The sequence below is a fragment of the Streptomyces sp. NPDC021080 genome (genome assembly GCF_044333225.1).
In the GTDB taxonomy this organism is placed as follows: domain Bacteria; phylum Actinomycetota; class Actinomycetes; order Streptomycetales; family Streptomycetaceae; genus Streptomyces.
The window spans coordinates 163,077-185,697 of the sequence record NZ_JBIRQM010000004.1; the positions used below are offsets into that span (position 1 = coordinate 163,077).

Here is a 22,621-nt window from a genome sequence, read left to right on the forward strand (position 1 = left end):
TCAGGGCGCGGTCTGCGCCGTTGACGGTGCTGCGATGGCCTGCAGCGTCAGTTGGTCTCGGATGCGTTGCACGAGCGTCTGCCACTGCCGGGTGAACCCGGGCTCCGTCTCCAGCACCTCCCACAACGGGCTCAGTACCCGGTCCACTCGTGCGCCGGGCATCCACAGGTGCAGCAGGTGGTCGACCAGCGGGCGCATCACGCGCATCGCCGTCGTACTCTCGGCCGCCCCCGTCCGGATGCCGTCGAGTCGTCGTACGACCGTCGTCAGCAGCCAGTCGTGCAGGGCGAGGTCTTCGCACAGCCCGGCGACGGCGGCCGGCTCCGTGCCCTGCGGCAGCCGCAGTTCGACGGTCCGCAGCCCGTCGTCGTCGAGGGTGAAGCGTTCGATCGAGGCGGTGGCACCGTCCTGGACCGGCAGGGCGGCCCACCGCAGCCTGGTACGCCGCGACTTGAACGGAACCCCGTGGTCGAGCAGGGGGTGCCGCGACAGATGGCTCAGCAGGCCTTCCGCGATGGATCCGATCCCCAACTCGCCCGCTGAAGACATTGCTTGACCTTGCGTCAGGAAACCTGCGGCGACCGCCCGTTCCGGGAGCCGGCCCAGCGGCACCAGCACTCCCGGGCGGACGAGGTAGTACCCCCACGGCTGCCGCTGGTCGAGGCCCGCGGCCGGCGCGGAGAAGTACGCGGTGGCCTGGAGAATCCGGCCCTCGGTGAGGACCGCTCGGGCGGCCACCGTCCCGATGGCCCGGACCTTGGCGTCGTTGTCCGTCGGCAGCCGGCAGTCCACGCCGGTGAGGACGTCCGGGGAGCGCGCGTACAGATTGGGGCGTTCGGAGACGCGGACCCGTTCGTCCGTGCGCAGCCCGAGCAGCCGGGCGGCGTCGCGGCCGTCGAGGCAGTGCAGGGTCGGCAGCAGGCCCGTGCGCACCTCTCCGCAGGTCAGCAGGTACCGGGGCGGCTCTCCCGTGGCCTTCACGTCACAGTCCCGGCGGAAAGACGTAGGAGGCACGGTCGGCGATCTGAACGGGTATGTCGATGCCCTCCCGCGCGGACCGCTCGGCGATCTGCCCCAGTGCCGTGGAGTCCACGTGGATCTGGTCGAGGATCACCCGGACGGCGTGCTCGACGGGCAGGAACCGGGTCGGCAGCACCGTGCAGGTGAAGTACGCGGTGAACGGCGCAGCCGAGGGGGTGAGCCTGAGCAGGGCCGGCAGGTCGTCCCAGTCGTCCGGAAAGCCCTCGCCCTTCCACGGAGCGGGCTGCGGTACGGGCCGGCCGTCGTCCCGGAGCAGTCCGAGGCGGGACAGCTGCCAGACCGCGGCGAGAAAGGGGCAGGACCAGGTGCGGTGGTCGTCGCGGTCGTCCCACAGCTCCACGTCCATGTGGATGGAGTGGCGGACGGCTCCCGTCTCGCTGGGCGGCTTCCACCGGGTGGCGGTCATCGCGGCCGAGGTGCGCAGCGAAGGTGTGCGCTGGCCGTTGGTGAGCCAGCCGGTCCGGCTGACGGGCGGGCGGAAGCCGTTGCTGCCGGGTGGCGGAGACTCGACCAGGCGTCGCGTCACGGCCTCGGCGAGGTGGACGTCCTCGGCGATGGCGCACCCCGACTCGCGGGCCAGGTAGTCGATGACCAGGTCCGCTTCCCCGGCCGCCGAGAGCAGCATCGGAACGAGCTCGGCCGGTGTGGAGAAGCGGGTGAAGTAGTCGTCGATGAGGAAACAGGTGCTGAGGCGCAGCGTCCGGCCCCCGGTCAGGACGGCGACGGCGGCGCGCGCTGCGTCGATCCAGGGCCGTACGGCGGCGAAGTGCCGCCGGAGCCGGTCCGGGCCTTCGCGCAGGTCCTCCATGTGCAGATGCCCCAGTTCCAGGGAGAGGTGGGAGAGCGGCACCGACTCGGTGCGCGGCTCCGCGCTCGTCTCCCGGAATACGGCCTCTGTCACGGCTGCCCCCAGTACGCGTCGTCGGTCAGCCTCTTGGAGAGTTCCACCAGCGCGTGCCAGGTCGCCTTGTCGGCGATCCGGCTGCCGTGCACGTCCTCGTCGGTGATGAGCTGCTCGCAGATCAGCAGGACGGGTTCCAGGGGTACGGATCCGAGGACGCGGGTCTTTCCGATGCCGCGGCTCGCCGCCATGGCGTCGAGCTTCTCGTCGTAGGCGCGCATCCAGCGGGCCGTGGTGGAGGGCATCTGGGACAGCAGGGGTGCCCCGACGGCGGGCACCGCGGCACGTACGAAGCGGATGGCGCCCGCGAGCGCCTCCTCCTCGTGTCCCACCGCCGCGCCGATTTTCATCATGGCGGAGACGAGGTCGGCGGCGGCGCTCACGTGCTGGGTGGTCCAGCGGTGGTAGACGAGCCAGCGGGCCGGGACACCCCGCAGCTCGGGCTGCGAGGTCGCCTGGAGCACCATGTCCATCGCGTAGCTGCGTCCGGCGCTCAGGTCCACCACGATCACGTCGAACTCGGCGTTCAGGCTCAGGAAGAGGTCGACGCACCGGTGCAGGCTGTCCTCGTCGGTGACGAACTCGCCGCCGTCGCGGTCCGCGGGCAGCAGCACCAGGCTGCCGGACCTGCTGGGCCGTTCGCTCAACGCCTTGCGCTCGCTGTTGGCCCAGACGTCGATGCGTGCGGGTTCACCGATGTTTCCCCACAGATACGAATGCAGGCCCTGGTGGCCGAATCCGTCCAGCACCCTGGGGATCCCGAAGACCACGGCGGCGGTCGGGGAGCCGAAGTCGAAGTCCAGATAGCAGACGTTGTCCCCGTCGAGCGCCCGGCGGTAGGCGAGATTGGCGCTGGTGACCGACCGACCCGTGCCACCCTTGTCGGAAGCCGCGAAGACCAGCACGGTCACACCTCCTGGAACGCGGCGTTCCGGGCCCGGGCAAGCGCGTCGAGCTCGGCGAGGACGCCGAGGGCCAGCGCGTAGGCGGTACCGGGCTGTTCGTCGAGCAACTGCCTGGCTCTGCGGAGGTTCGCCTCGATGCCCTGCAGGCCGGCGCTCTCCTCGCTGTTGGCCGGGGGCGCCGGCTCCATCTGCTCCTTGCCGAGGAGGTGGGTGGACTCGCTGAGCAGGGCCCTCGCGAGGGTGGACAGTTCGGCGCTGCGGATCGGCGGTTGTGTGTAGAGCTGGCGCGCGGCGACCATGCATTCGGTGACGCGCTCGGTGATGCTCCAGGACAACGGCGTCTCGACGGCCCGCGATCCGGGATAGACGGCATGGACGTTGTCCCACAGCCCGGTGCCTTCGCCTTTCTCGATCCGGCGCGCCCACAGGTGGTCCAGGGTCTGTTCGGCGAGTCGCAGCAGCCGGTCGTGGGAGACGATGTTGCGGGAGAGCACGCACAGTTGGACGATCCGCTTCAGCAGTTGGGCCGAGAAGTCCGTCATCGTCCACTGCATGGGGGGTCCCTTGGCATCGCTGCCCTGCAGGGGCAGGGTGACGCCGGGAGTGTGGAGCAGGACGGCCCGGTCGTCCCGGGTGACACGACTGGTGATCCGGCCGCGTTCGGCGAGGCGTTCCATGACGGCGACCGTGCGGGTGAGGTCGTCGTCCGTGGCACGGCGGCGCACCAGGTCGTGGACGAGCAGGGCGGCGACGGAGAGCGAGAAGTACTCGGACTCCAGCCTCCGCTGGCCTGTCGTGCGCCAGGGAATGTCCTCCAGCGGCCAGGTGTCGTCGCCGAAGCGGGCGATCCCCGACCAGAACTGCTGGGTGATCTCCCAGCGCAGTCTCAGTGCCTCGGCGAGCTTCTGCTGCTCGGAGTTGAGGAGCCCGAGGGTGAGGGTCCGGTCCGAGGAGAGGTCCTGGATGCCGTCGAGCGCGACGACGGTGAAGTAGAGGTACGGGTTGGCGTGGGCGATGCCTTCGGGCTGCGCGCCGATCGGTTCCGTGGTCTGCACCTCGGGGGCGTCGCGCACGAGACTCCAGGCCCAGCCGCACTCGAAGAGCTGGTTCTCGTCCCTCAGGCGCTCCTCGACGTCGACGCCGAGGACGAAGCTCTCACTGACCGTGGCCCGCAAGGCCTTGAAACGCTCCTGGAACTGCTGGAGGACGACCCGGTCGGACAGCCGCCCCTGGCCGAGAAGCCGGCACAGGGTCCGGCCCTGCGCGGAATCGGTGTCGAATACATTGACCGCGAAGGAGCGCAGCAGGCTCACCATGGCGGCGGTGAGTCTGGTGTTCGTGGCGGCCCTGAGTTCCTGGATCCGCCTCCTCATGTCGGTCCGCTGCGTCTTGCCCTCGTACACCTTGAGGAAACCGAGCGTGGCGAGGCAGAGAGTCACGGACATCGAGAAGGAATCGACCACCCCCAGCTCGAGCTGTTCCTTGGTGAGTTCGTCCGCCGGTTGCTCGGGGGCGAAGTAGTAGCCGCCGCCGAACGTCGGCGTTCCGTCGTCGTCCGTGTACTGGTCCATGAACTCCGTGAGTGCCGTCACCAGGTTTCCGGGGAGTTCCATCGGGCCCCCGGCTCTCCTGAGGGCCTTCTGGACGTCGTCCTGGATGGTGTTCGGGTCGTCCAGCCGGAATGCCGGGATTTCGGTGGCCGGGTACATGAGACAAAGGAGCCGTTCGGCGTCCGCTACGCTGCTTCGACCTCCCCATTCACCCCAGTCCCATGCGCCACTCGCGAAGGAGTGACGGGCGATCGCCTGCCAGATGTCCAGCAGCTGCTGACGCGGCTTGATCTGCATACCCATGCCCCTCACACAGGCCTGGAAGGTGCGTGGAGGAATCGGCCGGGAACCGAACGGACTCGCCGTCAGGAACCGGACGCGTTCACCCCTTGCACGCTCCACCATTTCGAACGCACCGGCTTGTCGACATACGCATTCCGGCGTCCACAGGTCAAAATCATCGCCGTGTATCCGTCGCGCAGCAGTCCGCCCGGCTTCCCCACGGGAAAAATTTCGACATCGTCCGAATACCGGCCCACCACGTCGGCGATCTGCGATTGACTCACATAACAGGCCGGGAACCATTCGGTGCCGACCTTGTACCCTTCCGAATGCTCCATGAAAGCGGCGGCGAAAGGCGCGCCGGGTTTCAGGGCATTCAGGAAGCAACCGGTTCCGCGCTCGAATTCCTCGTACGAGGTGGACATCGACTCGGCGACGAAGAACATGGTCCCGATGGACCAGCGCCCCTGGCTCCGCTGAAGGTCGAACAGATTCCCGCGCTTGACACGGACGACTTCCTCGAACCGCGTCCTGCGGTCCGCCTCGAGCCGGCTGTAGACCTCGTGCTTGTCCCCCTTGGAGAGCACGTCCCAGAATTGGTCCCAGCACCGGTCGAAGTCACGGAGCTGACTCTTCAGATAGTGCACGTTCGCGGACGAGCGCTCCAGCAGGGTGATCCTGTCGCACCCGGGCAGCATGGCGAGGGCGGGATAGAGATTCGCGCCGGCCCCCACGTCGATACCGGAAAGCATCCTTCCGGAATTCTCACGGAAGTGATCACCGAAGCGGTCCCGGACGATGGAGATGATCTCCGCGTCATCGGGATGCAGGATCCGATAATTGTGATCAATGTACACCTCGGGATCAAACGCGTCCCAGGGTGCATCATCGTTCAACTTTCGCCCGCCGTCCGGCGCTCTCGAGGCCATCGGTCCAATGTAGCAACGCGACCGGTGGCTCGTACTCCTTTCCGACACGGATCCTTTGCGAATCTTTGACACAGGGTCCCCACCGACGCCCTGACGAATCAGTTTTTGGCCCTAATTCCACCTTGAACGGACAGTTGTTGCCAGGAATGATGGCTTGGCCTGTGCCGATCGCACCCGGACACAGGATGTGCGCCGACCGGCTCGTATTCACCCGTGCGAGACGGCACCTCTTTGACTCCTCTCACAAGGGGCCGAAATGATTCCTCTGCCCGGAGATCACTTCCCGGCCGTCACCGGTTCCACGCTGCACCGACGGCCGGGCGACAGGCCCCTGAAGATCAGACCGGTCACCGAGTCGGACCTGCCGGAAGTCCTCCGCCTCGACGAACAGGCCTTCCCGGAGGGCCCGTACACCTACGACATACTCCGGCAGTGGCTCGACGTGTGCGGCGAACGCCTGCTCGTCGCCGACGACGGCAGGGCCCTGCACGGATACATCGCCGTGGCCGCCACGCCGAACGCCACCCGCACATGGATACTCAGCCTCGCCGTCGCCCCGGTCCACCGCGGACACGGACTGGGCAGGCGGTTGATGCTGGAGACACTGCGCCACCTGCGTTCCGACGGCGTACGGGAGGTGTGGCTGACCGTGGCACCCTCCAACACGACCGCCATCGTGCTCTACAGGTCACTCGGTTTCGCGCCCGTCGGCGGCATCCACGAGGACTATCTCGGGCCGGGCAGGGACCGGCTGGTCCTGATGCTCTCCCTTTGACCCGTCGGGTCCGGGTCCGGTTTCGGCCAGGGGGCCGGCGCGGGGGCGGTGCCCGGGGCCGGGAACCCGGGAGCGGGGACGACGGTGAGCGGAGCCGTCGTCAGCTCACACCGCGGGAGCCCTGGGCGGCCCGCGCCTCGATGCCCCGGAAGTGGTCGGCCATCGCGCGCCGGGCACCCTCGACGTCCCTCATCCGCAGGGCGGTGAGGATGTCACGGTGACGGCGGGCCGTCACCTCCGGGGCGATGTCGTCGGTCCAGCCGCGCACCACGGCGACCCGCCGGAAGACGGTCCAGAACGCGCCGAGCAGCTGGGGCACGAGCGGGTTGCCGAGCGAGGCGTACAGCAACTCGTGGAACTCGCTGTCGAGTTCGGGGAAGGGGCGCCCGTCGTCGCCGGCCGCCTCCATCTCCGTGACCACGGCTTCGAGCCGGTCCAGCTCCTCCTCGGTCAGCACCTCGACCACCCGGCTTATCAGCCCCTCCTCCAGCACCTCGCGGACCTGGAGGATCTCGGCCAGCGCCCCGGTGGGATCGTCCGGACGGGCGAGTGTGCGGAAGGTGAGTCCGTCGACGAACGGCGTCATCGACGCCTCACCCACATAGGTGCCGTAGCCGTGCCGGATCTCGACTATGTCGAGCGCCTGAAGGGCCTTGAGCGCCTCACGGACCGAGTTGCGGCTCACCCCGAGATCGTTCATCAGCTCGGTCTCGGTGGGCAGCGGCGCACCGGCCGGAAGTCCCTGGTCGAGGATCAGCTGCATGACCTCGCGCTGGATCTGGCTGCTCACCCGGCGCTCGGGCCGGCGCCGGTTCCCGGTCTCCTCAGGCATGCGCCGCATCGTACGCTCGCTGGACATCGGACGTCCCACCTCCGGGCTGATTAAACGTCAACTTCGGCCAACTGCCCCTGATTCTTACCGCCATTGGTCGCGCCTGTGGAAGATACGCCATTCGTGTGCGGGCCCTTGACCCCCTCCGTCCCCTTTCCTATGGTCGCGCTGCCCCCCATGACGTAGGACGTCGTATCTCCTGTGTCCCGGGCCGGCCGCACCGACCGCTCCACCACCTCACCGGACCGTTCAACTGGACCACTCCTTGCTGGAGGAACCGTGCGCGACGTGAACCCCACTCCGACGCCGCACCGCCGGTCGTTCCTGAAGTACACCGGGGCCCTGGGCGCGGCCGCCGCCCTCTCCTCGACGCTCGGCGCCTGCTCGTCCGGACCGGAGTCGACGAACGACACCGGTGGTTCGGGCGGTGGCGCGAACGCCACGCTGACCGCCGTGATCGGCTACGGGAACGACGGCAGCTGGGACCCGACGCAGACCGCGTCCGCCTTCTGCATGGCCGCCAACAACCATGTCTACGAAGGTCTGCTCGACACCGACCCGATCTCCCGCGAGCCCTACGCCGCGCTCGCCACCCAGGTGCCCGCCGACCTCACCGGCACGTCCTGGAAGTTCACGCTGCGCGCCGGTGCCACGTTCCACGACGGGAAGCCGGTCACCGCGGACGACGTGGTCTTCGTCTTCGACCGGATCCTCGATCCCAAGACCCAGACGCTCGCCAAGGGCTTCTTCGCCCCCTGGCTGAAGGAGGTCCGCAGGATCGACGGGCAGAACGTCGAGCTGGTCCTCAAGTTCCCGTTCCCCGAGGGAATCTCCCGGCTCACCCTGGCAAAGATCATGCCCAAGCACGTCTTCTCCCTGCCGGGCGCCTGGGACGACGCGATCAAGGGCAAGGCGATCGGTTCGGGCCCCTACCGGCAGACCGCGCACCACCCGAAGTCCAACACGACCTTCGAGGCGTTCGCCGCCTACAACGGACCGCGCAGGCCCGCCTTCAAGAAGATGAACTGGCTGACCATAGTGGACGCCGCGCCCCGCGTCGCGAGGATCTCCGGGGCGAGCGCCGGGGCCCAGATCGCCGACAACATCCCGTACGCCAACATCGCGCAGCTCCGCAAGGGCGGCATGACCGTCCAGGGCGGCGCGGGCATGAACAACCTGTTCCTGATGTTCAACACCAAGCACAAGCCGTTCGACGACGTCCGCGTCCGCCAGGCGCTGCACTACGCCATCGACACCGGCAAGATGGTCGAGGTCGCGCTCAAGGGGCACGGGAAGCCGTCGAGTTCCTTCCTCAACGAGGCCAACCCCGCCTACCGGCCCGCGAAGACCGTCTACTCCTACGACCCGGAGAAGGCGAAGAAGCTCCTGAAGGCGGCCGGGGTCAAGGGGCTGAAGATCGAGATCCTGTCGGTGAACGTCAGCTGGATCGTGGACTGCCTGCCGACCGTCAAGGCGTCCTGGGACGCGATCGGTGTCGAGACGACGCTGTCCCCGCAGGAGACCACGGCCGTGTTCACCAAGATGGACCAGAAGCAGGACTACCAGGTCGTCGCCGCCGCCTCGAACCCCAACCAGTTCGGCCTCGACGCCGACCTGATCATGCACTACAACTACGGCCCCCAGAACCTCTGGATGGGCTACGCCCGCTGGGCCGGCGACCCGGTCGCCAGGCAGCTCTTCAAGGACATGGACCGGGCGACGCGGGAACCGGACGCCGACAGGAAGAAGACGATGATCCAGGACTACATCGACGTCGTCGCCGAACAGGCCGTGCTCTACCCGGTCGTGCACAACGAGCTGATGACGGCGTGGAACCCGCGCCGCCTCGCGGGGATAAGGCCCCAGCCCTATCCGGGCATCAACCTGCTGCAAGCCAAGTGGGTCTAGGCGACAGGGGAGTCCGTACGTGGTCACCGTCGTCAGGATCCTGCTGCGCCGGATCGCGCTGCTCGTACCGCTGATGCTCGGGATCGTCCTGTTCGTGTTCCTGGTGATGCGGTTCTCGGACGTCGACCCGGCGTCCGCGTTCTTCCAGGGCGCCAACCCGACCCCGCGGCAGCTGCACGACTTCAGGGAGCGGAACGGGCTGCTCGATCCGCTGCCCGTGCGCTACGTCCACTTCGTGGGAGACCTGCTGCACGGCGACATGGGCACCAGCGCGCTCACCAGGGCGCCGGTCGTCGACCAGGTCACCACCGCACTGCCGCTCACCCTCCAGCTCACCTTCCTGGGACTCGGCATCGCGGTGGTGCTGGCGCTGCTCGGCGGGGTCACGGCCGCGATCCACCGCGACCGGCTGCCCGACCAGATCATCCGGGTGGTGTCCCTGACCGGGGTCGCGGCACCGGGCTTCTGGCTGGCCCTGCTGATGATCCAGTACCTCGCCGTCGACCGGGGCTGGTTCCCGACCGGCGGCTACGTCAACCCGGCCGACTCGCTGACCGGCTGGCTGAAGACCATGGCGCTCCCCGCGCTCGCACTGTCCCTGCCGGTCGCCGCCCAGCTCACCCGGATCGTCCGGACCTCCGTGGTCGAGGAGCTCGACAAGGACTACGTGCGCACCGCGATCGGCAGCGGGCTGCCGCCCCGGGTGGTCGTCGGCCGCAACGTCCTGCGCAACGCCCTGATGAACCCGCTGACCGTGCTGGGCCTGCGGGTCGGCTATCTGCTGGGCGGGGCGGTCGTCATCGAGACGATCTTCTCGCTGCCCGGCATGGGCAAGCTGATGATCGACGCCGTGCAGAACGGGGACCCGGCCGTCGTGCAGGGCGTCGTCCTGACCACCGCGTTCGGCTTCGTGGTCGTGAACCTCGTCATCGACATCCTGTATCTGCTGGTCAACCCACGGCTGAGGGAAGCGACCCGATGATCACGCGGAAGGATCTGGCCGGTGCCCTCGTCCGGCCCGGAATCCGGCTGCGCGGCCTGCGCAGGCTGCCGCCGCTGTCCAGGATCGCGGTCTGCTTCCTGGCCGTGGTCCTGGTGACGGCGCTGTTCGCCCCGCTGCTCGCGCCGCACGACCCGCTCGACCAGCAGCCGCAGGCGGACGGCACCGGGCATCCGTCGGCCGCCCACTGGATGGGGCAGGACAGCCTCGGCCGGGACATCCTCAGCCGGCTGATGTACGGGGCCCGCTGGTCCCTGGCCATCGGCCTCGGCGCCACCGCGCTCGCCCTGGTCGTGGGCGCGCTGCTCGGCGCGCTCGCCGCGACCTCGCGCAAGGCGGTCGACGAGACGCTGATGCGCTGCCTGGACGTGGTCATGGCGTTCCCCGGCATCGCGCTCGCCGCCGTGCTCGTCGCCGTCTTCGGCGGCGGCATCACCGTGCTGATCTGCGCGATCGCGTTCCTGTTCACCCCGCCCGTGGCCCGGGTCGTCCGGGCGAACGTGCTCGACCAGTACGGCGAGGACTACGTCACCGCCGAGCAGGTGATCGGCGCCCGCACCCCGCACATCGTGCTCCGGCACGTGGCCGTCAACTGCGCGGCCCCGGTCCTGGTGTTCTGCACCGTGCAGGTCGCCGAGGCGATCGTGTTCGAGGCCTCGCTGTCCTTCATCGGCGCGGGGGTACGGCCCCCGGACCCGTCCTGGGGCAGTGTCATCGCCGACGGCAAGAACATGGTGCTGACCGGCGGCTGGTGGGCCACCGTCTTCCCCGGTCTGCTGATGCTCCTCACCGTCCTGTCGCTGAACGTCCTCTCCGAGGGCGTCTCCGACGCGTGGGCCGCGCCGGCCGCCCGGGAGGTGTCCGTGCCTCCCGCCGAGAACCGGCTCGAAGCCCCGGAACCGGGCGGCGGCACGGTCGTCGAACTGCCCGGCCTGGCCGAGGCCGCGGCCCGGCTGCGCGCACGGGCCCGGCCGCCGGTGACGGGCGGGCAGCCCGTGCTCGCCGTCGAGCGTCTGGCCATCGGCTTCGACCACCGGCACGGCGGTGTGGACATCGTCGACGGCATCAGCTTCGAGGTGTACCCCGGGGAAGTCCTGGGCCTGGTGGGCGAGTCGGGCTGCGGGAAGTCGCTGACGGCCCTGACGGTGATGGGCCTGGAGCCCAAGGGCGCCCGGGTGCGCGGCCAGGTCCGGTTCCGGCAGCGGCAGCTGGTGGGCGAGCCGATGCGGGTGCGGCGCCGGCTGCTGGGCCACGAGATGGCGATGGTCTACCAGGACGCGCTGTCGTCCCTGAACCCGGCGATGACGATCAGGGCGCAGCTGAAGCAGGTGATACGGCGGGGCGGCCGGCGCACGGCGGCCGAACTCCTCGCCCTGGTCGGCCTCGATCCCGAACGCACCCTGCGCAGTTACCCCCACGAACTGTCCGGGGGCCAGCGCCAGCGGGTGCTGATCGCGATGGCGCTGTCCCGGGAGCCCGCGCTGATCGTCGCGGACGAACCGACGACGGCCCTGGACGTGACGGTCCAGGCGCAGGTCATGGAGCTGCTGCTGCGGCTGCGGGCGGAACTGGACTTCGCCCTGGTCCTCGTCTCGCACGACCTGGCGCTGATCTCGGCGGTGACCGACCGGGTGGTCGTGATGTACGGCGGGCAGATCGTCGAGACGGGGGCGACGGCGGACCTGGTGGAGTCCCCGGCCCACCACTACACCCGCGGGCTGCTGGGCAGCGTCCTGTCCCTGGAGTCGGCGGCGGAGCGCATGACACAGATCAGGGGGGTCGTCCCCTCCCCCGCCGACTTCCCGGCCGGCTGCCGGTTCGCCGACCGGTGCCCGATGGCCGACGAGACGTGCCGGACGACGGCGCCCGGCCTCCTCGGCACGCCCACGCACACGGCGGCCTGCCACCACCCGGCCGTCGGCCTGGTGACCACGGAGAGCGAGGCCGTGACATGAGTTCATCCCCGGTGGAGGCGCTCGTCCGGCTCACCGACGCGCACGTCGTCCACAAGGCGCGCAGCGGCGGAGTGTTCACCCGGGACCGGGTGTACGCCCTGACCGGCGCCGACCTCGCCGTCCTGCCCGGCGAGACGATCGGGGTCGTCGGCGAGTCGGGCTGCGGCAAGTCGACCCTCGCGAAGGTGCTGGTGGGGGTGCAGCGGCCGACGTCCGGCACGGTGACCTTCGGCGGCCGTGACCTGTGGTCCCTGAAACCGGACAAGCGGCGCACGGCCGTCGGCGCCGGCACGGGCATGATCTTCCAGGACCCGTCGACGGCCCTGAACCGCCGGCTGCCCGTGCGCCGGATCCTGCGCGACCCGCTGGACGTGCACCGGCGCGGCGGCGCGGCCGAACGCTCCGACCGGGTGCGGGAGCTGATGTCCCTGGTCGGTCTGCCCCGGGCCCTCGCGGACGCGCTGCCGGGTCAGCTCTCCGGCGGTCAGCGCCAGCGGGTGGCGATCGCCCGCGCCCTGGCCCTGGACCCCGGTCTCGTGGTGGCCGACGAGCCGACGAGCGCGCTGGACGTGTCGGTGCGCGCGCAGATCCTCAACCTCCTCCTCGATCTGAGGGAACGCCTCGGCCTGGCCCTGGTGTTCGTGTCCCACGACATCCAGACGGTGCGCCGGATGAGCGACCGGGTGATCACGATGTACCTCGGACGGATCGTCGAGGAGGCCCCGGCCGGCGAGGTCACCGACGGCTCCCGTCACCCGTACACCCGGGCGCTGTTCTCGGCGACCCCGGGCCTGCTCGACCCGGTCGAGCCGATCCCGCTGACCGGACCCGTCCCCTCGGCGACGCGCCCGCCGAGCGGCTGCCCCTTCCGCACCCGGTGCTGGAGGGCGGACGAGGAGTGCGCGACCCGGATGCCGGAGTTCACGGCCGCGTCGGCCCCCGGGCACCGCTTCCGGTGTCACCATCCTGTCGAGGAGGGCCGGTCGACGCGCACCCTCGTCGCGCAGGCCGAATCCGCGCACGCCGGATTCGCCCAGGCCGAGTCCGCCGCCGAGTCCGCCGCCCCGGCCGACGTTCCGCCCCAGCAGCACATCCGGGAGCCTTCATGACCTTCCCCGCCCCGCTGACCGGTGTCGTACCGCCCGTCTGCACGCCCCTGACACCGGACCGCGAGGTGGACGTCCCGTCGCTCACACGGCTGATCGACCATCTGGTGGACGCCGGGGTGCACGGCCTGTTCGTCCTCGGCTCGACGTCCGAGGTGGCCTATCTGACGGACGCGCAGCGCAGGCTCGTGGTGGAGACGACGGTGGCCCATGTCGCCGGCCGGCTGCCCGTCCTGGCCGGCGCGATCGACATGACGACGCCCCGCGTGCTGGACCACGCGCACACGGCCCGTGCCGCGGGCGCGGACGCGATCGTCGTCACGGCCCCCTTCTACACCCGCACCCATCCCGCCGAGATCGCCCGCCACTTCCGTCTCGTCGCCGCCCGCGCCGCGCTCCCCGTGTTCGCGTACGACCTGCCCGCCTCCGTCCACAGCAAGCTGAGCCCCGACCTGGTCCTCGAACTCGCCGCCGAGGGCGTCCTGGCCGGCCTCAAGGACTCCAGCGGCGACCTCGGCGGCTTCCGTACGGTCGTCACCGGCGCCCGGACGCGCCCCGGGGTGAGCGGTTTCACCGCGCTCACCGGCTCCGAGGTGGTCGTCGACTCGGCGCTGGCCCTCGGCGCGGACGGCGTGGTCCCCGGTCTGGCCAATGTGGACCCGGTGGGCTACGTACGGCTGTACGAGCTGTGCGCGGCGGGCGACTGGCAGCGGGCCCGGGCGGAGCAGGAGCGGCTGTGCGAGCTGTTCGGTCTGGTGGGCGTCGGCGACCCGGCCCGGATGGGCGGCAGTTCCTCGGCGCTCGGCGCCTTCAAGGCCGCGCTGCACCTGCGGGGCGTCATCGACTGCGCCGCGACGGCGGAGCCCCAGGTGCCGCTGTCGCCGGGCGAGGTCGAACGCGTGGGCAAGTACCTGGCGTCGGCGGGGCTGCTCTGAGCTACCCGAGGAGTCCGCGGACCGGAAGGCGCCGGAACTCGATGGACTCGTACGGTCCCGTGTCGCCGGTCTCGTAGAGGATGCCGACCCGGCCGGCACCGAGCTGGACGAGGTCCGAGTAGGCGGCCCGCCGCGTGGACAGGGTGGCCGCCTTCACGAAGTCCGCGCCGGCGGTCGTACTGCGCCATACGGCCATGGACTGCCGGACGGTGGGGACGGACGGGCCCGAGAACAGGAGCGGCGCGTGGCGGCCGGTGAGCTGCAGGACGCTGCCCTGGACGACGGGGACGTCGTTCAGGGAGGGCTGTACGGCGAAGGGGCGGTCCAGGGTCTCGGCGCCGTCGCTCGAATAGGAGTCGAGGCGGTTGCCGGGGCTCGTGCCGTTCTGGTCGCGCGAGGTGAAGTAGAGCCGCCCGTCGGGGAGTTCGGCCGCCGAGCTCTCGTTGGCGTTGTCGGTCCCGTCGTAGGAGTCGTCGACGAAGCCGATCCGCCAGGTGCGCCCGCCGTCGTCGCTGCAGAGCGCGTGCGCCCCGTAGTACCTGGCCTCCTGGCCGGTGTCGGCGGACCCGGCGGGCGGGGCGGCGGAGTGGTTCGCGGGCACGACCAGGCGTCCGGCGTGCGGTCCGTGGCGCAGGGCGATCGCGTGGCCGGGCCCGGTGGCGTACCAGCGCCAGCCCGGCGGCTTCACCTGGTCCGTGATGTCCCGCGGGGCGGTGAAGTGCCGCCCGTCGTCCCGGCTGGTCTGCGCGAAGACGCGTCGGCTCTGCTCCGCCGTGGCCTCGCCCCGCATGATCTGCGCCTCGGTCACCGCGCCGCTGTTGTAGGAGGTCAGCAGGACGATCCGGCCGGTCCGGGGGTCCACCACCGGCGCCGGGTTGCCGCGGGTGTCACCGTCACCGGCGGCGACGACCCGCAGCGGACCCCAGGTGCAGCCGCCGTCGGAGGAGCGTCTGAGGACGACGTCGATGTTCCCGGTGTCGCCGGCGCCGCTGTGCCGCCCCTCGGCGAAGGCGAGCAGCGTGCCGGCCCCGGTCATGACGGTCGCCGGGATGCGGTACGTGTCGTAGCCGTCCCGGCCCGCGGCGTACGGGACGGAGGAGGCGCATCCCCCGCCGCCCCGGGGCACGGCCGAGGCGGCGGGGCCGGCGGTGGCGAGGGCGGTGAGGAGTCCGGCGGCGGCGAACGCGAGCATGCGGCTCATGCTGGTCATGGCACTCCCTGGGCTGCGTCGGCTGCGTCGGGCATGGAACGTGGGACGTGGGACGTCCCGGTGCACCTAATGTGCCCCGGGGGCCACGGTGATACCCGTGCCCGCACGGCACGGTGACGGGGCGTCAGTCGGCTCCCGGCCGGGCGCGGGACGCCGGCGGCTCCCGGCCGGGCTTCGGGGCCGCCGGGTCAGGCCCGGCCCGTGTCTCCCGGGGTCACCAGGCCCGACTCGTACGCCACGATGACCAGCTGGGTCCGGTCGCGGGCGCCCAGCTTGCCCATGATCCGGCTGACATGGGTCTTCGCGGTGAGCGGGCTGAGCCCCAGCGCCGCGGCGATCTCGGTGTTGTTGAGGCCGCGCGCGACCAGGGTGAGCACCTCGCGCTCGCGCTCGGAGAGCCCCTCGGGGCCGCCCACCGTGAGCGCGGGGACGGACGGGGCGCGCAGGAAGCGGGCGACCAGGCGGGCGGTGGGGCCGGGCGAGAGCAGCGCGTCCCCGGCGGCCACCGTGCGGATCGCGTCGAGGAGTTCGGCGGGCCGGGTGTCCTTCACCAGGAAGCCGGAGGCGCCCGCGCGCAGGGCCTCCACGATGTGCTCGTCGGTGTCGTACGTGGTGAGCACGAGCACCCTGACCCCGGCGAGGTCCTCGTCGGCCGCGATGAGCCGGGTGGCCTCGATGCCGTCCAGGTCGGGCATGCGGATGTCCATCACCACCAGGTCGGCGCGCCCGGTGCGGGCCAGCTCGACGGCCTCCCGCCCGGTGGCGGCCTGCCCGACCACCTCCATGTCCCGCGCCGACTCCACGAGCATGGCGAACGCGGCCCGCACGAGGTTCTGGTCGTCGGCGAGGACCACACGGATGGTCATCGCGTCCCGCCCCGTCCCGGCTCGGCCCCGACCGCCGGACCGGGCCCGGGACCGGGTACGGCCTCGGGTTCCCGTGCGGGACCGCTGTCGCGCACGGCACCGGAATCCCGTACGAAACCGGGGGCGACCGGTGCCGCCGATGCCGCCGATGCCCGGAACGGGTCCGGGCCTCCTGCCGGTGTGCCCGGCTCCGGCTCCGGCCGCCGGTCCGGCACCGTCGTGCCCAGGGGCAGTACCGCCACCACCGCGAACCCGCCTTCCTCCCGCGTCCCGGTCTCCACCGTGCCGCCCACGCTGCGGGCCCGCTCCCGCATCCCCACCAGGCCGAAGCCGGGCGGTCCGCCCGCGTCGCCGACGCCGTCGTCCGTGACCCGCACCCGCAGCGCCCGGCCGTCCGTGCTCAGGTCCACCCGGACGCACGCCCCGGGACCCGCGTGCCGTACCGCGTTGGTCAGCGCCTCCTGGACGATGCGGTAGGCGGCGGCGCCCACGGCGGTGGGAACACCGTCGGCCCGTACCACCGCCGACTCCACCCGCGTGCCCGCCGAACGGGCCGCCGCCACCAGATCGGGCACCCCGTCGAGGCCGGGCAGCGGCCCCCGGCCCTCGCCGCCGCCGTGCTCGCCGTCGCGCAGCACCTCCAGTGTGGTCCGCAGTTCGCCGCGCGCGCTCCGGCAGGTCTCGGAGATGTCGTCGAGGGCCTTGGCGACGGCCGTACGGTCCAGGCGGTCGGGGTCGGCGGCCAGGACGTGGGCGGCGACGGAGGTCTGCACCCCGATCAGGGTGATGCTGTGGGCGAGCAGGTCGTGCAGGTCCCGGGCGATGCGCAGCCGTTCCTCGGCGACCCTGCGGCGGGCCTCCTCCTCGCGGGTGCGCTCGGCGCGCTCGGCGCGTTCGACGACCGAGGCGAAGTACTGCCCGTGCACCCGGACGTACACGCCGAGCACGATGAACGCGACGATCCAGCCGGTGACGCGCAGCGCCTGGGTGCCCTCGGCGGTGCCCTGCCCGAACTTGACCGCGAGCATGATGCCGATGACACCGCCGCCGACGATCAGCGATCGCAGGGGGCTTCCCGTGACGGAGACCGTGAACAGCGCGGTCATCGAGACGAGCAGCGGCGCGCTGTGGTCGAAGTCGAGCGCGTGGTACGGGGCGACGCAGGCGACGAGCAGGAGGAACGCCGGGAGCGGGGCGCACCGCCGGAAGACCACCGCGAGGTGCGCGGCGATCAGCAGGGTCCAGCCGAGCGCGTCGGGTCGCCGGCCGTCCGTGTGCAGGGTGAGCGCCACAGCGGTGTCGAGGATCAGCAGCACGCCCGCGAGCAGCGCGTCCTGGCGCAGGATCTGCGTCCGGCCGACGTTCCCCCGGTATCCGAAGCCGGTGAGGTGCAGCATGCGTTTGACGTCCACCGCTTCATCTTCCGTGAGGGGGCGCCCCCGCGGGAGGCGGGGGCGCCCGATGACTGTCGCCCGATGACTGTTGTCGGTCGTCCGGTGTGCGGTCAGCCGACGGGGACGGGGTCCTGCCGTCCGGCCGTCTCGGGGTCCGGCTCGCGGGAGAGGCCGCCCGGCCACCACACCTTGCGTCCCAGGGCCACGCTCGCGCTGGTCACCAGGTACGTACGGACGAGGAAGGTGTCGAGCAGCACTCCGACCGAGATGACGAAGCCGAGTTCGACGAGCTGGAGGAGCCCCATGTTCGTGAGCACCGCGAAGGTGGCCGCGAGGACGAGGCCGGCCGAGGCGATCACGCCCCCGGTGGTGCGCAGCGCGGTCAGCGCGGCGGCGGCCGGTTCGGCGCCCGAGAGGGACTCCTCCCGCATCCGGTGCATGAGGAAGATCCCGTAGTCGACGCCGAGGGCGACCAGGAACACGAAGGACAGCAGGCCGAGACCGGGATCGGTCCCCTCGAACCCGAGCAGCGGGCCGAAGACGAGGCCGCCGATGCCGAGCGCCGCTCCCCACACCGCGATGACGGCGGCGACGAGCAGCAGCGGCGCGACGAGGGAGCGCAGGAGCAGGATCAGGATCAGCAGCACCGAGACGAGCACGATCGGGACGACGACGAGCCGGTCGCGGGCGTCGGTGTCCTGGAGGTCGATCTGCTGGGCGCTCGGACCGCCGACGTACGATCCGCCGAGGTCCGCTCGCAGGGCCTTGATCGTGGCGGTCTCGGCCGCGGACTGCGGGGCGCCGCGCGCGATGACGGAGATCTCCGTCCAGCCCCCGCCGCTGCGTCCGCGCTCGGCGCTCGCGACCCCGGTGTGGCCGCGCACGGCGGACAGCGTCGCGTCCGCCCGCCCGGTGGGGGTGATCACGGTGATCGGCTGGGTGCCCCGCCCGGGGTAGGCGCGGGCGAGGGTCTCCATCGCGGTGACCGAGTCGGGCCGGTGGGCGAAGGAGTCCTGCTGCTTGAGCGGTCCCGGCAGGTTCAGTGTGCCGAGGGCGAGCGCTCCGAGCAGGGCGGCTCCGACGGCCAGGACGACGAGCGGCCGGCGGCCGGCGGAGGATCCCATGGCGGCGAACAGGCTCCGCCGCTGCCGGGGCTCGCTGCCGTGGGCCGGGACGAGCGGCCAGAACACCCGCCGCCCGAGCAGGACGAGCACGGCGGGCAGCAGGGTCAGCATGGCCAGGAGGGCGCAGAGCACGCCGACGGTGCCGGTCGGACCCATGCCCCGGCTGCTGTTGAGGTCGGCGGCGAGCAGGCACAGCAGTCCGGCGGCGACGGTCCCGGAGGAGGCGAGCACGGCGGGCCCGCAGCCGCGCAGGGCCTCCTTCATGGCGTCGTAGGGCCGCTCCACGCGCCGCAGTTCCTCCCGGTAGCGGGAGATGATCAGCAGGGCGTAGTCGGTCCCGGCGCCGAAGACGAGGATCGTCATCACGCCCGTGCTCTGGCCGGAGACGCTGGTGCCGAACGCCTGGTGCAGGCCGTAGGTGACACCCATCGAGAGATAGTCGGCGACGCCCGCGACGGCGAGCGGCACGAGCCACAGCAGCGGGCTGCGGTAGATGAGGATCAGCAGGAGGGCGACGACGGCGACGGTGGTGTAGAGCAGCGGTCCGCCGAGGGAGTTGTAGACCTCGCCCGCGTCGGTGGCCAGGGCTCCGGGCCCGCCGACGACGGCGCTCATCCCGTCCGTTCCCCGGGCGGTGTCGCGGACGGCGTGCACGAACGCGTCGCGCTTCTTCTCGTCGGTGCCGGGCGCGGTGGAGGCGAGGGGGTACATCAGGGTGGTGCCGTCGGCCGACGGCACGGCCCGGGGAGTGCCGGTGAGCGGGTTCGCCCGGGCGATCGCGGCGACCTGGCGGGCCGCGGTGTCCCGGTCGGCCGGGCTAAGCCCCCCGTCACGGTGGTAGACGAGCACCAACTCGGTGGCCTCGCCGCCGGGCAGCCGGTCCTCGGTCTTCGCGACCCGCGTGGAGTCGGCGCTCGACGGCAGATAGTCGACGGCCCGGTCGTGCCGCACGTCCGACAGCTTCGCCGCGAACGGGCCGACGACGGCCAGCAGCCCGATCCACAGCGCGAGCACCGCCCACGGCACGGCCCGCCGGCGCGACCGCGTTCTTGTCTCTCCGGCCCCCATGGACAGGGCCTCCCTTCGGTCCGGATGTCTGTTTCCTGATCCAGACTTCCGGTCCGGGAGGCGGCTTTCGTCGGCCGCGGGAGCGAGCCGGGCCCTACTGCGGGGGGTGTCCCGGGTCGGCCGTTACTCCCCGGGGAGTAGTGCGGCGGGCGCCGAGGAGGACGGGGTCGTCCTACGAGGGGGTGCGGGCCGTCGCCAGGAGGCGGGTCACGTCGTCCGAGCAGATGGTCAGGGCCGCGCCCACGGTGGCGAGGGCGTCGCGTTCGGCGGGGGTGTAGGGGCCGTCGGCGAGGGCGATGCGGGCGCCCTGGAGGAGGATCGCCTCGCGGCCGGTGGGGGCGAGGTGCGGGGCCAGCGGGTCCAGGGCCTCGTGGAGCTCTATGGCCAGGCTCGCTCCGCAGGGCTCGCCGAAGAAGCGGCCCGTGTCGGCGGCGAGGGCCTCGACGAGGGCGTTCAGCTGGTCCTCGGTGCAGTCGTCGAAGCCGGCCGAGCGGACGGTCGCGGCGGCGGTCTCCAGGGACGCTCGGGCGCAGCAGCCGCCCGCCGCGAGGACGGCGAGGGCGACGGTGTGGACGGCGTCGCGGAGCATCGCGGAGAAGCGGGTGGTGGTGGGGTGGTCCAGGACGTCGGCGCCGTAGTGGCTCCGGCAGGCCGCGCATTCGACGACGGGCCCCGTCTCGCCGCGCGAGAGGACGGGAACACCCAGAAGAGTGAAGCGGCGCCGGCCGGTGAGCCGCTGGTAGTTGCGGTCACCGCCGCAGCCGGGGCAGAAGAACTCCCCGTCGCCGACGGTGCTCCACGCCGTACGGGTGCCCAGGATGCGGGGAACCTGAACTGCACGACCGTTTCGTCCCCATCCTGGCAGCACGTCGCACACCTCCGTAATGCCACGGCAACATCGCCGTGCTGGCGTGATGTTAGCCACATAGGTGAGGTGTAGTCAGTACCTGGGACGAGACCTGCTTGTGACCTGCACACGATTTGGCCGGGACACGACCCGGCCCCGCCCGCCTCGAAAGGCGGACGGGGCCGGAAAGAACCAGGTGAACGAGGTCAGCGGGCCGCGCGGTTGACGGCGGAGACGACGGCCTTCAGCGAGGCACGTGTCGTGTTCGCGTCGATACCGATTCCCCACAGGACCTTGTCGCCGATCGCGCACTCGATGTACGAGGCGGCCTGCGCGGAGGCGCCCTCGCTCATCGTGTGCTCCTGGTAGTCCAGCAGGCGTACGTCGATGCCGATGGACTGCAGGGCGTCGAAGAAGGCGGAGATCGGGCCGTTGCCGGTGCCGCTCAGGACGGTGTCGGCGCCGTCGACCGTGGCCTCGACGGTCAGGGTGTCCACGCCGTCCTTGTCCGTGGTGGACTGACCGGTCCTGACCTGGATACGGCCCCAGGCGTTCTCGGGGTTGGGCAGGTACTCGTCCTGGAAGGTCGCCCAGATGTCCTTCGGCGTGACCTCGCCGCCCTCGGCGTCGGTCTTCGCCTGGATGATCTTCGAGAACTCGATCTGCATCCGGCGGGGCAGGTCCAGCTTGTGGTCGTTCTTCAGGACGTACGCGATACCGCCCTTGCCCGACTGCGAGTTGACCCGGATGACGGCCTCGTAGGAGCGGCCGACGTCCTTGGGGTCGATGGGCAGGTACGGGACGGCCCACTCGATGTCGTCGACGGTGACGCCCTTGGCGGCCGCCTCGGCCTCCATCGCGTCGAAGCCCTTCTTGATGGCGTCCTGGTGGGAGCCGGAGAAGGACGTGTAGACCAGGTCGCCCACGTACGGGTGGCGCGCGTGGACCTCCATCTGGTTGCAGTACTCCCACGTGCGACGGATCTCGTCGATGTCGGAGAAGTCGATCTGCGGGTCGACGCCCTGGGAGAACAGGTTCATGCCCAGGGTGACCAGGTCGACGTTGCCGGTGCGCTCGCCCTGGCCGAACAGACAGCCCTCGACGCGGTCGGCGCCGGCCATCAGCGCCAGTTCGGCGGCGGCGACGGCGGTGCCGCGGTCGTTGTGGGGGTGGATCGACAGGCAGACGTACTCACGGCGGGACAGGTTGCGGTGCATCCACTCGAACCGGTCGGCGTGCGTGGACGGCGTCGAACGCTCCACCGTGGCGGGCAGGTTGAGGATGATCTCGCGGCCCGGACCGGGCTGCCAGACGTCCATGACCGCCTCGCAGACCTCCAGGGCGAAGTCCAGTTCGGTGTCGGTGAAGATCTCGGGGCTGTACTGGTACCCGAACTCGGTCTCGGGGCCCAGCAGTTTCTCCGCGTACTCGACGACCAGCCGTGTGCCGTCGACGGCGATCTGCTTGATGTCGTCCTTGGAACCGCGGAAGACCACGCGGCGGAAGACCGGGGCGGTGGCGTTGTACAGGTGCACGTTGGCGCGCTTGGCGCCCTTCAGCGACTCGACGGTCCGCTCGATCAGGTCCTCGCGGGCCTGGGTCAGCACGGAGATCGTCACGTCGTCCGGGATCGCGGTCTCGTCCTCGATGATCGAGCGGACGAAGTCGAAGTCGGTCTGGCCCGAAGCCGGGAAGCCGACCTCGATCTCCTTGTAGCCCATCTTGACCAGCAGGTCGAACATCTCACGCTTGCGCGCGGGCGACATGGGGTCGATCAGCGCCTGGTTGCCGTCGCGCAGGTCCGTGGAGAGCCAGCGGGGGGCGACGGTGATCCGCTTGTCCGGCCAGGTCCGGTCGGGGATGTCCACCTGGTCGTACCGGCCGTACTTGTGGACCGGCATCGACGTGGGGCGCTGACGGTTGGTACGGGCGTGCTGGCTGCTCTGGCTGTCCGCCATGATGCGTAGGCTCCTCAGGATGTCCGAAAGGACGG

At 71.0% G+C, this 22,621-nt stretch carries 18 protein-coding genes; 6 read left to right on the top strand and 12 right to left on the bottom strand.

Annotated features, from left to right (window positions below; genetic code table 11):
• The 5 genes from ACH4S8_RS11485 to ACH4S8_RS11505 all read right to left on the bottom strand — a co-directional run bounded on the left by ACH4S8_RS11485 (position 1) and on the right by ACH4S8_RS11505 (position 5,608).
• On the bottom strand, positions 1-981 hold the full coding sequence (locus ACH4S8_RS11485) for an SCO2521 family protein (protein ID WP_398392504.1): 981 nt from the start codon (positions 979-981) through the stop codon (positions 1-3).
• A gap of 1 nt (position 982) precedes the next feature.
• Positions 983-1,942: an SCO2522 family protein gene (locus ACH4S8_RS11490; protein WP_398392505.1), complete on the bottom strand. Its 960-nt coding sequence runs from the start codon at positions 1,940-1,942 to the stop codon at positions 983-985.
• A complete protein-coding gene (locus ACH4S8_RS11495; protein ID WP_398393150.1) occupies positions 1,939-2,847 on the bottom strand; it encodes an SCO2523 family variant P-loop protein in 909 nt (302 codons plus the stop codon). The genes ACH4S8_RS11490 and ACH4S8_RS11495 overlap by 4 nt, the downstream gene beginning before the upstream one ends.
• A 2-nt stretch (positions 2,848-2,849) precedes the next feature.
• Positions 2,850-4,694 (bottom strand): SCO2524 family protein, encoded by a 1,845-nt coding sequence (locus ACH4S8_RS11500; protein ID WP_398392506.1) that lies wholly within the window; start codon positions 4,692-4,694, stop codon positions 2,850-2,852.
• Between the two features lie 68 nt (positions 4,695-4,762).
• Positions 4,763-5,608, bottom strand: coding sequence for an SCO2525 family SAM-dependent methyltransferase (locus ACH4S8_RS11505; RefSeq protein ID WP_398392507.1), 846 nt, complete (start codon positions 5,606-5,608; stop codon positions 4,763-4,765).
• 256 nt (positions 5,609-5,864) lie between these two features.
• On the opposite strand from ACH4S8_RS11505, the gene ACH4S8_RS11510 reads away from it, so the two are divergent.
• Positions 5,865-6,383, top strand: a complete 519-nt coding sequence (locus ACH4S8_RS11510) for a GNAT family N-acetyltransferase (protein ID WP_398392508.1) — start codon at positions 5,865-5,867, stop codon at positions 6,381-6,383.
• Between the two features lie 100 nt (positions 6,384-6,483).
• Here ACH4S8_RS11510 and ACH4S8_RS11515 read toward each other — a convergent pair whose 3' ends face one another.
• Positions 6,484-7,224, bottom strand: a complete 741-nt coding sequence (locus ACH4S8_RS11515; RefSeq protein WP_398393152.1) for a FadR/GntR family transcriptional regulator — start codon at positions 7,222-7,224, stop codon at positions 6,484-6,486.
• Between the two features lie 270 nt (positions 7,225-7,494).
• Between ACH4S8_RS11515 and ACH4S8_RS11520 the strand changes: the two genes are divergently transcribed.
• Genes ACH4S8_RS11520 through ACH4S8_RS11540 form a run of 5 tightly spaced genes read left to right on the top strand, consistent with a single transcriptional unit; the run spans position 7,495 to position 14,119 of the window.
• Positions 7,495-9,123 carry an ABC transporter substrate-binding protein gene (locus ACH4S8_RS11520; protein WP_398392509.1) on the top strand — a complete coding sequence of 543 codons (1,629 nt, stop codon included), beginning with the start codon at positions 7,495-7,497 and terminating at the stop codon, positions 9,121-9,123.
• Positions 9,124-9,142: 19 nt separating this feature from the next.
• Positions 9,143-10,105, top strand: coding sequence for an ABC transporter permease (locus tag ACH4S8_RS11525; protein WP_398392510.1), 963 nt, complete (start codon positions 9,143-9,145; stop codon positions 10,103-10,105).
• The gene (locus tag ACH4S8_RS11530) at positions 10,102-12,078 is read left to right on the top strand and encodes a dipeptide/oligopeptide/nickel ABC transporter permease/ATP-binding protein (protein ID WP_398392511.1); all 1,977 of its coding nucleotides are present in this window, start codon (positions 10,102-10,104) and stop codon (positions 12,076-12,078) included. The genes ACH4S8_RS11525 and ACH4S8_RS11530 overlap by 4 nt, the downstream gene beginning before the upstream one ends.
• On the top strand, positions 12,075-13,187 hold the full coding sequence (locus ACH4S8_RS11535; RefSeq protein WP_398392512.1) for an oligopeptide/dipeptide ABC transporter ATP-binding protein: 1,113 nt from the start codon (positions 12,075-12,077) through the stop codon (positions 13,185-13,187). The genes ACH4S8_RS11530 and ACH4S8_RS11535 overlap by 4 nt, the downstream gene beginning before the upstream one ends.
• Positions 13,184-14,119 (top strand): dihydrodipicolinate synthase family protein, encoded by a 936-nt coding sequence (locus tag ACH4S8_RS11540; RefSeq protein WP_398392513.1) that lies wholly within the window; start codon positions 13,184-13,186, stop codon positions 14,117-14,119. The genes ACH4S8_RS11535 and ACH4S8_RS11540 overlap by 4 nt, the downstream gene beginning before the upstream one ends.
• A 1-nt stretch (position 14,120) precedes the next feature.
• Here the strand turns inward: ACH4S8_RS11540 and ACH4S8_RS11545 are convergent, their stop codons facing one another.
• The 6 genes from ACH4S8_RS11545 to leuA all read right to left on the bottom strand — a co-directional run bounded on the left by ACH4S8_RS11545 (position 14,121) and on the right by leuA (position 22,586).
• On the bottom strand, positions 14,121-15,329 hold the full coding sequence (locus tag ACH4S8_RS11545; RefSeq protein ID WP_398392514.1) for an exo-alpha-sialidase: 1,209 nt from the start codon (positions 15,327-15,329) through the stop codon (positions 14,121-14,123).
• 188 nt (positions 15,330-15,517) lie between these two features.
• Complete coding sequence (locus ACH4S8_RS11550) at positions 15,518-16,195, bottom strand: response regulator (RefSeq protein ID WP_398392515.1); 678 nt, start codon at positions 16,193-16,195, stop codon at positions 15,518-15,520.
• Positions 16,192-17,592 (bottom strand): sensor histidine kinase, encoded by a 1,401-nt coding sequence (locus tag ACH4S8_RS11555; protein WP_398393154.1) that lies wholly within the window; start codon positions 17,590-17,592, stop codon positions 16,192-16,194. Before ACH4S8_RS11555 ends, ACH4S8_RS11550 begins: the two co-directional genes overlap by 4 nt.
• A 107-nt stretch (positions 17,593-17,699) precedes the next feature.
• Positions 17,700-19,781, bottom strand: coding sequence for an MMPL family transporter (locus tag ACH4S8_RS11560; RefSeq protein ID WP_398392516.1), 2,082 nt, complete (start codon positions 19,779-19,781; stop codon positions 17,700-17,702).
• A 172-nt stretch (positions 19,782-19,953) separates the two neighbouring features.
• Entirely contained in the window at positions 19,954-20,649 is a 696-nt protein-coding gene (locus ACH4S8_RS11565; protein ID WP_398392517.1) for a TerB family tellurite resistance protein, read from the bottom strand.
• A 185-nt stretch (positions 20,650-20,834) separates the two neighbouring features.
• Positions 20,835-22,586 carry a 2-isopropylmalate synthase gene (gene leuA, locus ACH4S8_RS11570; protein ID WP_398392518.1) on the bottom strand — a complete coding sequence of 584 codons (1,752 nt, stop codon included), beginning with the start codon at positions 22,584-22,586 and terminating at the stop codon, positions 20,835-20,837.
• Between the last annotated feature and the right edge of the window lie 35 nt (positions 22,587-22,621).